General features: G+C 36.6%; 12 protein-coding genes. All 12 read right to left on the reverse strand.

The window, feature by feature from the left end:
• Window positions 1-131, reverse strand: a 131-nt coding sequence (locus IKV95_RS06285; protein WP_287451538.1) for an NAD(P)-binding domain-containing protein, incomplete at its 3' end; no start/stop codon positions are given.
• Complete coding sequence (locus IKV95_RS06290) at window positions 128-1,057, reverse strand: glycosyltransferase family 2 protein (RefSeq protein ID WP_069133797.1); 930 nt, start codon at window positions 1,055-1,057, stop codon at window positions 128-130. The genes IKV95_RS06285 and IKV95_RS06290, both read right to left, overlap by 4 nt.
• Entirely contained in the window at window positions 1,038-1,685 is a 648-nt protein-coding gene (locus IKV95_RS06295) for a sugar transferase (protein ID WP_029090863.1), read from the reverse strand. The genes IKV95_RS06290 and IKV95_RS06295 overlap by 20 nt, the downstream gene beginning before the upstream one ends.
• The gene (locus tag IKV95_RS06300; RefSeq protein WP_069118731.1) at window positions 1,673-2,623 is read right to left on the reverse strand and encodes an NAD-dependent epimerase/dehydratase family protein; all 951 of its coding nucleotides are present in this window, start codon (window positions 2,621-2,623) and stop codon (window positions 1,673-1,675) included. Before IKV95_RS06300 ends, IKV95_RS06295 begins: the two co-directional genes overlap by 13 nt.
• A gap of 10 nt (window positions 2,624-2,633) precedes the next feature.
• Window positions 2,634-3,410 carry a tyrosine-protein phosphatase gene (locus IKV95_RS06305; RefSeq protein WP_287451535.1) on the reverse strand — a complete coding sequence of 259 codons (777 nt, stop codon included), beginning with the start codon at window positions 3,408-3,410 and terminating at the stop codon, window positions 2,634-2,636.
• Window positions 3,411-3,422: 12 nt separating this feature from the next.
• Window positions 3,423-4,088, reverse strand: coding sequence for a CpsD/CapB family tyrosine-protein kinase (locus IKV95_RS06310; protein ID WP_029090865.1), 666 nt, complete (start codon window positions 4,086-4,088; stop codon window positions 3,423-3,425).
• Window positions 4,085-4,789: a YveK family protein gene (locus tag IKV95_RS06315; RefSeq protein WP_029090866.1), complete on the reverse strand. Its 705-nt coding sequence runs from the start codon at window positions 4,787-4,789 to the stop codon at window positions 4,085-4,087. The genes IKV95_RS06310 and IKV95_RS06315 overlap by 4 nt, the downstream gene beginning before the upstream one ends.
• A 113-nt stretch (window positions 4,790-4,902) precedes the next feature.
• Complete coding sequence (locus tag IKV95_RS06320) at window positions 4,903-5,373, reverse strand: hypothetical protein (protein ID WP_029090867.1); 471 nt, start codon at window positions 5,371-5,373, stop codon at window positions 4,903-4,905.
• A gap of 103 nt (window positions 5,374-5,476) precedes the next feature.
• Complete coding sequence (locus tag IKV95_RS06325; protein ID WP_287451536.1) at window positions 5,477-9,778, reverse strand: toxin Cry1Ac domain D-VI-related protein; 4,302 nt, start codon at window positions 9,776-9,778, stop codon at window positions 5,477-5,479.
• Between the two features lie 309 nt (window positions 9,779-10,087).
• On the reverse strand, window positions 10,088-11,170 hold the full coding sequence (locus tag IKV95_RS06330) for a glycosyltransferase family 4 protein (RefSeq protein WP_051535946.1): 1,083 nt from the start codon (window positions 11,168-11,170) through the stop codon (window positions 10,088-10,090).
• 36 nt (window positions 11,171-11,206) lie between these two features.
• On the reverse strand, window positions 11,207-12,310 hold the full coding sequence (gene menC / locus IKV95_RS06335) for an o-succinylbenzoate synthase (RefSeq protein ID WP_069125930.1): 1,104 nt from the start codon (window positions 12,308-12,310) through the stop codon (window positions 11,207-11,209).
• An 11-nt stretch (window positions 12,311-12,321) separates the two neighbouring features.
• A complete protein-coding gene (locus IKV95_RS06340; RefSeq protein WP_287451537.1) occupies window positions 12,322-13,053 on the reverse strand; it encodes a WecB/TagA/CpsF family glycosyltransferase in 732 nt (243 codons plus the stop codon).
• Window positions 13,054-13,503 lie beyond the last annotated feature (450 nt).

Here is a 13,503-nt window from a genome sequence, read left to right on the forward strand (position 1 = left end):
GTTTCATTGAGATCATAACCAATCACAGCGATTCCTTTAGCAGAAAAACCAACTGCTAAGGGCATGCCCACATATCCTAAGCCAATAACGGCTACTTTTGCTTTATTATCTATTAATTGTTGTACACTCATTTTTCCAACTCCTGTCGATTCATTTGAATCTTTCTTATAAATTGATAGACAGATTGCATTAATACCAACGGGTGTGAACACGCGGTATATAAAGCCAATCCTAATGCTTTTGTTATTTGTTTATTACGTTTATAAGCCACTGTTAAAACTGCACGGTGTCTAAATTTCACATAATTAATTTCTTTTGTATTCAATTGATCAAAGTATGTTTCTTTTATTTTATACATGTTTTTTTCACCAATAATTTTATTACGACCTTGTGAAATACTACCTAAATCATGACGATAAGCAACAACATCACAACTATCAAAATAGCGAATCGTCAATTTTTGTTCGATTGCTTTCAACATGAGTATGTATTCTTGCCCCATACTGATATCATCAAAAAGCTCAATTTTAAAAAGCGCTTCCCGTTTAAACATAAACGTTGGCGTGCCTGTAATATGGTGTTGCAAATGGTATTTCATGAGGGTGTCTGTTTTAAAATCAACGAGGTTAGAAAATTCGCGATAATCCACTGTTTTTTCTTGTTGATTCACGATATTGAGATTTGCGAATGATAAATCACATGCGACTTCTTGCATAAATGCCAACTGTTTGGCTATTTTTTCAGGGAGATATTTATCATCATCATCGAGGAAAGTAATATGGCTACCTTGACTCGCAACAATTCCTGCGTTGCGACTCAAAGCACCACCTAGATTTTTTTCATTTTCTATTAAAACAAGCTGATCTCTGTTACTAAATGCCCGACGATTATTTTCACGATACTCCGGATGTTCTGCGTTATCATCCACTAATATTATTTCAACTCGTTCATATGTTTGAGCAGCGATTGAAGCAATTGCTCGTTCAATAATCGCTACTGGACGACAATACGTTGGTACAATAACGCTGACTAACTGTTTATCTTGCTCCATCACCATTAAATACCACCTTTATTGTTTTAAAAAATATTTGCATATCCATCTTTAAGCCATAGTTACGGATATACTCTACATCAAGCTGCAATTTTTCTTTCGGGGTTATGTCATACCCACCGTTAACCTGAGCCCAGCCACTTAAACCTGGCTTCACAACTAAACGACGTTCAAAACCAAAGTCTTCTGCACAAAATTGACGCGTAAATATCGGACGTTCTGGACGTGGACCAATCAAACTCATGTCCCCTCGTATAACATTTAATAGTTGTGGCAATTCATCAATGCGTGTTTTGCGAATAAATGCCCCTATCTTTGTGACGCGTGAATCCTCTTCCTTAGCCCATTGCGCACCATTTTTTTCAGCGTCAGTGTACATTGAACGCAATTTAATAATGATAATTGGACGTCCCATAAAACCGACACGCTCTTGTCGATAAAACATACTGCCTTTCGATTCTATACGAATAGCAATCCCTGCAATTAAAATAATCGGTGCTGTCAGAATAAAAAGCAATAAACTGATACTCACATCACTGAAACGTTTTATTTTGATATAAGGTGTATGTACACTTTCTAAATGTTGAATTTTTTTAGTATAGTTATAAATACTACGATTGGCTATTTGAAACATATTTCTAATTCCTCCTTCACGTATTCACTTAATCCTCTATTAATATCATAATGTGGTTGATAACCATGCGACGTAATCGCTGATATATCCGCCAATGAATCTTTAATATCACCTGCACGGCTGGCTTTTACTGTTATGTTCAGTTCTTTTTCAAAACTCTTAGATAATGCGGCGATAATATCATTCAAACTAGTCGAACGACCTGTTCCAACATTGTAGACCGCATGCTGCATTTCATTTTTTAACATTACTAACTCCAAGGCTTGAATAACATCTTTCACATAAACAAAGTCTCGTGTTTGTGTACCATCTCCATATATCGTGAACTGTTTATTTTGTTCAAAACAATTTTTAACAATTGAAAGCACACCTGAATAATCTGATGCTGGATTTTGTCTCGGACCATAAACATTAAAGAAACGAACGGCTACCATTGGCAAGTCATATAAACGACCGTATGCTAAAACGTACTGCTCAGATGCATATTTATCGATTGCATAGGGTGACAACAAACGAATATCGGACGTCTCTTTTTTCGGTAACTCTGGACAATTACCATATACTGCAGCTGATGATGAGAAAATAAACCGTTTAAGATTGCTGTTATATTCTCTTAATAAACCTAATAAATGAACGACTGCTTCATGATTCACTTTATGTGTTTCTAGTGGGTTATCAATTGATTCAGCCACACTTGCAACTGCCGCTAAGTTAAAAACATAATCAAATTGGTGCTTGATAATAAGTGATTTCATCAAATCAACATTACGAATATCACCCATTATAAAAAAGACATTTTCACGCGTACTCACATTCTCCATACGACCACTGCTTAAATTATCTACAATATAAACGTCATAACCTTTTGTTGCTAAAAGGTCGACCAAGTGTGATCCGATAAATCCTGCGCCACCTGTAATCAATATTTTTTCCACCATTTTATTCCCTCTATTCTCTTCGTTTTTTTCGATACCACCATCTTTGTGATGAACCGATTCCGTCACTATCTATCACCAATGCTTCATTCCGAATAATTTTTTGCGTATTATCTTGCAAACGTCGTTGTTCTTCTTTTGAAGTTAGCCTTGTAATTTTTTTCATTGCTTTTTGCAGTTTATAACTGCGTTTTGTTGCATTATGAGCATCCGATGCAATAAAATGAACTAACTTTTGCTTCAACCATTTTATCGCAGCTCGTTTTTCGGCTCGACCAAAATCACCAATAAAACTTGCGGCAGTTATTTGTACTAAAGCGCCTTTACTCACTAATTCGAATAATAAATCACTGTTATTCCTAAACTCTTGATTCCTTTCAGGATGTGCAATAATTGGCACAAATCCCGCAACTAATAAATCATAAAAAAGACGTTTCGTATAACTTGGAATAAATGTACTTGGAAATTCAATCAACACATAACGACTATTAGCCAATGTTTGAACATTGCCGGCTTCTAGATCAGTTACCAATTCACCATAGATTCGAACCTCCTGTCCGGCATGTAAAATAAGTGGTATATCATTTAACTCCAACTCATTTTTTAAATTTGTAAGTGCGATTAACATTTCTGCTTTCGATACGGAATATTCTGCGGTTTTATAATGTGGTGTAACAATAACATCTGTTATACCCATACTTACTGCTTGTTTTGCCATTGTAATGGCAACATATTTATTTGTTGCTCCATCATCAATTTCGGGTAGCAAATGCGAATGGCAATCAATCATTGTCGTCACTCCTTAGTAATAATAGTAATCAGAAACTTCATGCTTCGCGTCATTCAGTATCGTTCCAAATAATTTTTTATTCGTTGTTTTTAAAATTTCCACACTGCGTGATACTTCATTTTTTTGCGTATGGTTTGCTCGAACCACTAAAATGATACCGTCTGCTACTCGTGAAATAACGACTGCATCTGTTAAATTAATGACAGGCGGCGTATCGATAATAATAATATCGAAGCTTTTTTTGAATTCATCCATTAATGTATCAAGTTTATTTGTTGATAATAATTCTGCAGGATTGGGGGGCATCGGACCACTTGTTAAGACTGATAAATTGGGTACAAACGTTTCTTGAATTGCATCTGCTATCGATAGTTTTCCGATTAACAATGAAGATAAGCCGCGATAAGGATCTGCTTTAAATTGGTAATGCTGCGTTGCTTTTCTTAAGTCACCGTCGATAATCAAAACTTTTTTATCTTGTTGTGCATAAGAAACTGCTAAATTCGAAGAGACAACGGATTTTCCTGAAGAAGGTGTCGGTGACGTAATTAAAATGACTTGTGCATCTTGATCGATAGTCGCAAAATTAAGGCTCGTTCGCACCGCCTTTATCTGTTCAGATACCGGTGATTTTGAATTGTAAAAGGTAATAAGATTTTGCTTTAATTTTCGTTTCATTTTTTGCGTCCCCTTTCTTCAAAAACATCATCCTGGCTGAAATGTGGAATCACACCTAAGAGTGGCAAACCAGACACAGCTTGTAATTCTTCGGGCTCTTTAATCGTTGTATCCCAGAAAAAGCGAGCGAGCACAATCAACACACCGCTGATAATCCCTGCTAAAAAGCCAACAATCATAATCATCTGTTTTTGCGGTTGTATTTGTTTTTGTTTATTCATTACACGTGCTTCGGACAATATTGATACGTTGTTAACTGACATAATGGTAGGTACTTGTTCTTTAAATACCTGAACAACTGTATTTACTATTTCTGTAGCGATTTTAGGACTCGTTGCCACTGCAGATATTTTGATGACTTGTGAAGAAGCATCACTTTCGATGCGTAACATTTTCGTTAAACCTTCAATGCTGTAATCACCGTTTAATTGATGATTGACCTCGTTTAAAATACGCGGACTTGTAATAATGGTGGTATACGTATCTACTAGACTCAAATCCACTTGGACATCTGCTAGACCATTTGTCGTTCGATTCGTTTGATTGACCAATATTTGCGCACTATTTGAATACATAGGTGTGGCGATCACAAATGCGTAAGTAGCTGAAATGAGTAAACATATAAATGTGCTGGCGAATAATATTTTCTTTCCCCGGGAAATAATGTTCCAAATTTGTTTAACACCGATTGTCTCTGTCATAAATTACTCCTTTATCCGTTTCGTTTTTTTCCCTATTTTCCCTCATACATCGCACAGCTTTCTTCGGTTTTTCACTCTATTTCATCTACTGCGATTGAAGGAACTTCTGTCTCTTAGAAATCTTTCTTTTTATCAACTAATTTATCTTTTTCAAAAACGAAAGTTATATTTTCATAACCTCTTGGTCCTGTAACAAAAGATACAGTCGTTTTATCCCCATCAACAGTAATTGCTTGTGCTGCACCTATATATTTCGTTAGCAACTCTGTTTTTGTGAGGTCATCTTTTAATAGTTTTCGTGCCATATCTTTAGGCAAATAAACATCAGAAACGCTATAAGTTGTAATGTTTGTATCATCAGCAGTGGCTTTATTGACATTTTCGCTCTTTTTAATCACGAATTTATCTTTTTCATAGCTAAGGCTGTTATTATTTTTTGTGTATTCTTTAAATTCTTTGTCAGAAACATTACCGTCATCATTTTTCCAATCGGTAATTGCTTTGGTTTCTTTGTTTGTGTTAGCACAACCTACCATAATTAGGCAGATAGCTAGGGTAACTAATATAACAAGCTTTTTTTTCATTTTTTGTTCCTCCTATTTCATTTAAAAAAGATGATAAAGCCGAGTCTACAAGTGTAAACTCAGCTTTATCTGTATTGTCATGGTGTTAAATGGTAGCCATTTATTATTTTGTTACTTCACTTACTCGTACTGATTGGATAAATGTATCAACACTACCAACAGATTTGTAGATGAAGAGACGACCTGATGTTGTTGCTGGTCCAGTTGTAAATTCAATTGTTGTTTCAGCATCAACTGCTGAATCATCAATCAACACACTGTTAACAACAGTATCAGCCATTGCTTTCATCCCCATTGCTACACGTTCTGTTTCATATGATTTACCATAAACTGTGTATTTATAAGCTGTGTTTGGTTTTAATGTAATTGTACGTTCAACACTACTTTCACCATTAAGTGTGAGTGCTTGATCAAATGATGCTGTGTTTTCCACTACTGTTGGAACTTTTGCAATTGCGCTATTCCATGGTTTCCAACCATCTAAACCAAGAGAGAAATCAGCGTTTGTAGACACTTGATTGTTAAGTCTTTCAGCAGTTACTTTTGCTAATAATTCTTGCGCTTCTTTCAAGCGTTTGTTCATGCGTTCTTTAACAACAACATCTTCAATCACGTTAACTTTTGTTTGTAATTCATCTAAAGTTTCTGTTGTAACTTTCCAGTTTAACGCTGTCTTTTTCTTGTTGTTTTTCACAAACAAGTTTGTTACTTCTGCTACAACATCATCGTTACTTACTACTTCATGAACTGTTGTTAAACCTGCGTAACCTTTACCGTTACCACCAGATTTGTACATGTATACTGTTGTGTTGGCAGGGTTATCACCTGTTGTGAATTTAACTACTGCTTCGTTATATGTGCGGCCGTTAATCAATGCAACCGTTGGAGTAGCAGCACCCGTATTCTTAACGCCGATACTGAATGGTTCGTTATTATCTGTTTTTGATTGTACAGTCAATTCATATGTTGTATTGGCTTTCAATCCTTGCACTTTTTGTTCTAGTGATGAATTTGGAGAAATTTCTACAACATTACCTGTCATGTTGCTGTCTTGTGTAATAACAGGAGCAGTTGTTCCACCTGTCCATACTTTCCAGTTAGAGAAGTCAGCTGCAAAATCGCTGTTCACTAAAAGGTTACTGTGTTTATTATCTTCACGTTGTTGTAACAAGAGTGTTGATTCAGTTAACGTTTCAAGCAAAGTTGCTTTAATTGCATATTTATCATCTAAAGCAGTTACTAAAGCTTTTGCTGCAGCGATTTTTTCTACTGTTGTTGTTGCATGTAATGCACCTTGTTGAACGACGTGTTGTGCTTTACCGCCACCCGCTACAATTTGGTTAACATAAAGTGCGTCAACTGCTGCAACTGCTGCACTAACAACTGGTTTATTTAAATCACTTGATGCATTTTTAAGTAATACAACATCTGCATAACCGTTTAAGTCTGTTGGGTTATAAAGATAGATTGTTGCTTTTGTATTATTTGGTCCCGTTGTAAATGTTACTTCACCTTTAGAGTATTTATCTTCAGTAAAGTTTGAACCAAGTGTATTAACACCACCAAAGTTTTTAGCGCCTAACTTGATACGTCCACCTTTATCTGCTTTAACATATGCAGTTAATGTGTATGTTGTATTTGGGTCTAAATCTTCGATAATTTGCTCAGCACTTGAGTTACCTTCTAGTTTAATAACGTTGTTGCCTTCAGCACCATCACGAACAGTTGTTGGACGTTTTGCTGTTGATGACATCCAAGTTGTCCATTCTGTAATACCAAGGTCAAACTCATTGTTTTGTACGAGGTTCCCGACTTGCTCATTTGTACGGTTTTTATACAAATCTTCAACTGCTTTAACTTGCGCTGTGAAAGTTGCTTTATCTTTTGCACTTGCAGGCATTTTAACAATCGCATTATAAACATCATCGATTTGTGTTTGATCTGTGATCATTGCCACTGCACCATTTGCTGTGAGTTTGTCATTTGCAATTAAATCTGTTGAAAGAGCAGCGATTTTTTCTATAACAACAGCTGTTGTGTTAGTCAAGAAATCTTGTGCTTTATCAACTTCTGCTTGTAACTTCGCTTTTTCTTCTGGGTAAGCAACCGCGTTAACTAATGCTTGAACATCATTAATTTCACGTTGATCAGTTGTACTCTTAATAGCTGTATGGTTTGGTCCTGTGAATAAGTTTTCAACAGCATCTTGAGTCGCTGCTAAGTGTGCAAGATGTGCATTTTCAATATCAAGGAATTTTTGAGCTGCTTTGATTTCTGCAGTGAATTTCGCTAATGGTTCAGCATCTTTCACTTTATCAACCAATGCTTGTGCTTCATCAATTTGTTTTTGTGTTAAGTCTGGGTGCATTTGAGAATGAGTATCATCTGCAAACAACTTATCGATTGCTATTGTTGCGGCTTCTTGATTATGACGCTCTACTAACAATGCTGTTGCATGTTTGATATCTGACTCTAACGCTGTTCTAGCCGATTCATCTGCATCGTTTACACCTGCAACAACTTCTGCAGCTGCATCGATTGTTTCTTGAGTCATACCAGCAATCAACTCTGCTTTATCAGCTGTTGTAAATAATGCTGCTACTGCATCATTTGCTAATCCTAATAGACGAGCATTTTCAATACGAGTATCTAATAACTCTTGTGCTATTTTAATTTGTTCTGTGTACTCTGCCTTTTTATCTGCATCGGTTACTTTAGATACTAATTCTGTCGCTGCATCGATTGTTTCTTTTACAACATCTTTGCCAATCGCTTCATGTGTATCATCAGTGAATAACGCTTCAATCGCCGCTGTTGCTGCTTCTTGATGACGTCGTTCTGTTAATAACGTTTGAGCATTTTCTAATCGTTGTTCAAATTCTGCTGCTTTTTCTTTATCTGTTAAATCAGCAATTGCTGCACCAATTTTTTCTAATTGCTCTTCTGTTACACCTTCAACTAATGCTGTTTCTTCATCATTTGCAAAAACGTCTGCAATATCTGTTGAAACTGCTGATTGTTTATTACGTTCGATTAGCATCGCTGTTGCTGAATCCACTAATACTTGCAATTCTGCTTTACGATCAGCATTTTTCACTAAATCAACATCAGCTTGTGCATTTGCAATAATTGATTCATCCATGCCCTTAATAATCGCTGCGTGTGTTTTATCTACGAACAAATTATCAACAGTTACAACAGCTGTTTCATAGGTCTTTTCAATAACATGGAAAGAAGTTTCTTTACTCTTCACGCCGTTAAGCTCTGAAATTACCTTGAAATCTGTTTCTGCTTTAATACCACTCTTAATTTCTACACTGAAATCACCGTTGTCATCAGCCATTGCTTCAGCAGTAATCATTTCATTTTGCGCATTATTATATGTTGCGATTACTTTTGATTTTGGTTCTGTGTGACCTACCACAGTATCCATCTCATCATCCACACGATTTACTACAGGTGCAATAACGTTACCTTGGGCAACAGTCACCTTTGTATCATCACTGATATTACCAGCGATATCTTTGTTAGCAATATAATAAACGGTATTATACGCGGGTTTGTTAACAGCGAATGAGTAGTTACCTTTAGCATCAACTTTTATTGTTGAAAGTAATTTACCAGCACTGTCTTTGATCAACATTGACGTATTTGCTTCAGCAGTACCTGTCAGTGTACTACTATCTGTATCGACACGGTTAGCTTTTGGTGCTGCCGGCGCTGATTTGTCAACGTTAACTACCTTAGCATCCCACACATAGTTATGTTGTGTTGCTCCTGCGGTATTCGCACGATATGTACGATAAATCCCGAAACGAATTGGAATAGTACCTGTTTCTGTTGCTGTATACGTTGTTTTAAAAGTACGTGTAGCCGTATCATCATACACCTCTTTGGTAAGAGCCGCTCCCATTGAATAAAGAACAGCAAATTCTTTACGTGTCCAATAGCTGCTATCTCCTTCTAATTGAGCTTTAAAAGAGAACTCATATGTTTGACCTGCAATCACAGGCACTTGTTGTTCTACGACAGGTCCATCTGTTCCTTTAATAACCTCAATTCCTCCAAGATCAGTAGTGAAACGTAACTTACCACTTTCAGTTTGTTTAACATACGTGTCAAAGTTCACTTTTGTTCCATATGAACCCGATGTGTTTAGAGATGCATCTAATTTCCCATTAATATGGTTATAGCTATATAAGTTATAACCTGAAACACCTAAACCATTTGCTGCTGGTGCCATTTCTGGATTTTTCAACAAGTTAATGTTTTGATTCACAAAACGGCTTTCTTTTTGCGGAGTGTTCTCATCTGCTTTTGCCAAAACAGGTGCTACATCCACCAATAGCGGTGACGCAATTAAGTTGATACTCATCGCTATGCCAAAAATTTTCTTCTTATTCAATCTAATCTTCCTCCAATAAATGTTTTTTCAGTTCTATATAGAACCATTTGTTTTTCCCTATGACTAATCTTATCGTCAATCCCATTGAAACTAAAGTTCATTACACGTCAATTTTCGAACATGAATTGCAATAGCTCACCACTTTTTCCCATATTTTTACATTTAATTATTAAAATAACGCTATTTTTTTATTTTAATAGCTGCCAAATCAAAAAAACAACCCTTATAAATCGGCTGTGAAACGCCGTTTTATAAGGGTTTTCCATTCATTCGTGAAAATCAAACACGTTTTGCAACAATAAGTTGCTTTTACTTCGTTTTGCGTTTATTTTTGCGATATTTTGTAATGTTACTCATCCATTTTTGGAAAAAATTAATGATTGGACGATATTCTGGACTAATCCAACCGACAAACTCTACAAGTAACTCCAACGCTAGTAGCAATAATATAAACAACATAATTGAGCCGACGAAAGACGAGATAAAAAAAGTAAAGGCGCCAATCGCAAATAGCGCGCTTAAGGCATAAATCAATATTACTGTTTGGCGATGTGTAAATCCTAGTGCCAATAAACGATGATGCAGATGTGAATGATCCGCTTCAGAAATCGATTTTTTCTGTGCTAGTCGTCTTACAATTGCAAAAAATGTATCTGAAAATGGTACACCTAAGATCATAATTGGAATAATCAATGAGATAAACGTCACATTTTTAAAGCCCATCACAGATAACACACCTATCATGTACCCTAAAAAGAGCGCGCCTGTATCTCCCATGAAAATAGAGGCCGGATGGAAATTGTAAATTAAAAAACCTAGAATGGCAGCAACAAGTACCATCGCTAACGGAAAAACAATAAAATCATTCAATACATACGCCATCGCCGCAATTGAGATTAAGACGATTGATGAGATACCACCTGCTAAACCATCTAAACCATCAACTAAATTGATTGCATTCATAATGGCAATAATCCAGATAATGGTGAAAGGTCCGGCAAACCAACCAAAATTAATTTGACCAATTAGTGGTAATGTTAAGTAATTAATCATTAGATTCCCACCAAATACAACAACAGAAGCTGCTAAAAATTGCCCAAATAGCTTCATGCCGGCTGTCAATTCAAAGCGGTCATCCAATACACCTACTAATGTCACAACAAAAGCTCCGACTAAAATAGGCCAAAACGAACTCAAATCAACAGGCAATATGACAAAACCAATTAAAAAACTTAAAATAATAGCTAATCCACCTAATGTTGGCATTGCTTTTTTATTGACACGTCGATCGTTCGGTACATCAACGGCCCCGATTGCAAACGCAAATTTACGCACAAGCGGTGTTAATATGACCGATGCTAAAAATACTACTATCAAAGTAATTGTAACCACTTTGTTTCCTCCTCAAGAACACCTCTGAAAATCCAGTCAGATGAACGACTCTATTTTTTCACTATATTTCTCTACACGCTTTTTACTAATGTTGAATCCAGCTCCGCTAATTTTTGGTATGAGTAAACGACCCTCTACCAATTTTTGTGGCTGTTCAACGATATCTTCCGACCAATATCGAGAAGATTCTGATATGTCACCAGGGAAATCCAGCCCCTCAAGCGATGCCAATGCTAAATTATATGATCGACCAACACCTGATTCAAACATACCGCCACACCACACCAATAGGCCATGCTTTTGACAGTATTGAATAATCTCTAACGCGTTAAACAAACCGCCGACTCTCGCCCACTTCAAATTGATGGCACGAGCACTACCTAATTGATGTGCCACTTTAACATCTTCTATGCTATGGATGTTTTCATCTAAACATATTTTTGTCCGGATGATACGTTGAAGTTTTGCATGATTAATAAAATCATCATCTCCGAGCGGCTGTTCGATCATCTCCAAATCATAGGCATCTAATGCTTTAAACACGTCAACATCTGCTAGATCATAGGCCCCATTCGCATCCACCATTAATTTCAAATGCGGATAAGACTGACGGATTGTTTGAACGGGTAGAATATCCCAACCGGGTTTTATTTTTATTTTAACACGGGTATAGCCTTTTTCAACAGCTGCTTGTACTTCTTGCATTAAATCTTCTAAATTATTCATACCTAGACTAATCCCAACAGCAACAGCGGCATTATCACTACCTAAAAGCCGATACAACGGTTGTTTGTTTTTTTCTGCATAAATACCCCAAAAGGATGTTTCGACAGCTGAACGGGCCATATGATGCCCTTTTAGCTTATTTAAAATAAGATTAAGCGCTTTCGGGTCAGCAATTTCTTTATTTCTGATAAGTGGCCAAATATAATTCACTAACGCATCATGGCAAGTCGTCACTGTTTCGGAGGTGTACCAAGGCGTCTCAAAAGCTACGGTCTCACCCCAGCCAACTTCTCCAGTTGTTGTAGTCAAACGCACTAAATCAAAGCGACGGTAGGTTAATGTTGTTTGCGAATTAGAAAACGACTGCGCGAGCGGCAGTTTCATACGATATATTTTCATTTCAACGAATTTCATCATGTGACCTCCTATCGTTTAGCTTCTTTACGTGCCGCAAGATAAAAACGCACCAAATCTTTCATACGCCAAAGACGTGTGGGTTGTGAAGCTAAGCGATAAAACCACTCCAAGCCTAACTTTTGCCAGAAGAGCGGAGCGCGTTTGACAGTGCCACTTAATACATCAAAACTTCCGCCTATGCCCATGAAAAGTCCTTTTTGTATTTGCGGTAAAATTTCGGTGATGAAGGTCTCTTGATACGGGCTGCCCATCGCTACAAATACCATATCTGCTTTGCTATCAATAATAGCCTTTTGAACGTCACACCGTTCTGTTGTTGTCTCAAAAAAACCACTATGTGATCCCTTTAAGTTAATATTTGGATAAGAAGAGCGCACGACTTTATGTGTTTTATTGATTACCTCTTCTGTACCACCCACGAGATAAAGCGAATAGCCCTTCGCGTTCCCTCTTTCTAACAGGTTTTGAAACATATCAAACCCTGTTACTCTCTCAGGCAAAGGCTCTTTTAGATGTTCGGTCGCCTTCACTACCCCGATACCATCAGCAGTAATGTAATCAGATTGTGTAATATGTGCTTTAAACGATGGGTCATCGTATGCTTTCATAACAATTTCAGGATTGGCGGTCACTACAAATGTTTTTTGTTGCGAATCAATTCTATCCGTTAGTTCAGAAACCATCTCTTGTAATTTTGTATTATAAAAAGGAATCCCTAACACTGTGATTTTACGTGCCATATTAATCTCCACCGTTCTTATATTCTCTTTAACAGTTTATCACAATTAGACCACAATCATCAAAAAAACCGTAAGCATCACATGCTTACGGCTTGTATCATCGTTTGAAACTACTTTATCGAGATATCGTAAAGACATAAAATTAAAGCGAGACCTGAAATTCGAATCAGAAACAGACATGTCTCCAGAAAACTAAGCTTACTTTATCGACATTTCATAACGGGATTCAATAATATAACGAGACCTGAAATCTAAATGGTAGTATTAGTGTTTCTCGCTTTATTGCCTATCTCAAGTTGCAACACCTATTCTCTTGCGAAATTTCAGAACAAATAAAAAACATTAGACCTGAAATTTAAGTTTTAAATAGACATGGACCAGTCTATCCTAACTAAAATTTCTAGTCTAACGAATGTTTTTTAGTTTTTCCAATTTCTTGAAGAATGAACA

Origin of the sequence: Brochothrix sp. (assembly GCF_017549435.1) — a bacterium.
GTDB lineage: Bacteria > Bacillota > Bacilli > Lactobacillales > Listeriaceae > Brochothrix > Brochothrix thermosphacta.

Excerpts from the sequence above, each read along its gene's own strand:
- IKV95_RS06290 (WP_069133797.1), bottom strand. The coding sequence starts at position 1,057 with ATGGTGATGGAGCAAGATAAACAGTTAGTCAGCGTTATTGTACCAACG.
- IKV95_RS06295 (WP_029090863.1), bottom strand. The coding sequence starts at position 1,685 with ATGTTTCAAATAGCCAATCGTAGTATTTATAACTATACTAAAAAAATT.
- IKV95_RS06300 (WP_069118731.1), bottom strand. The coding sequence starts at position 2,623 with ATGGTGGAAAAAATATTGATTACAGGTGGCGCAGGATTTATCGGATCA.
- IKV95_RS06305 (WP_287451535.1), bottom strand. The coding sequence starts at position 3,410 with ATGATTGATTGCCATTCGCATTTGCTACCCGAAATTGATGATGGAGCA.
- IKV95_RS06310 (WP_029090865.1), bottom strand. The coding sequence starts at position 4,088 with ATGAAACGAAAATTAAAGCAAAATCTTATTACCTTTTACAATTCAAAA.
- IKV95_RS06315 (WP_029090866.1), bottom strand. The coding sequence starts at position 4,789 with ATGACAGAGACAATCGGTGTTAAACAAATTTGGAACATTATTTCCCGG.
- IKV95_RS06320 (WP_029090867.1), bottom strand. The coding sequence starts at position 5,373 with ATGAAAAAAAAGCTTGTTATATTAGTTACCCTAGCTATCTGCCTAATT.
- menC (WP_069125930.1), bottom strand. The coding sequence starts at position 12,310 with ATGAAATTCGTTGAAATGAAAATATATCGTATGAAACTGCCGCTCGCG.
- IKV95_RS06340 (WP_287451537.1), bottom strand. The coding sequence starts at position 13,053 with ATGGCACGTAAAATCACAGTGTTAGGGATTCCTTTTTATAATACAAAA.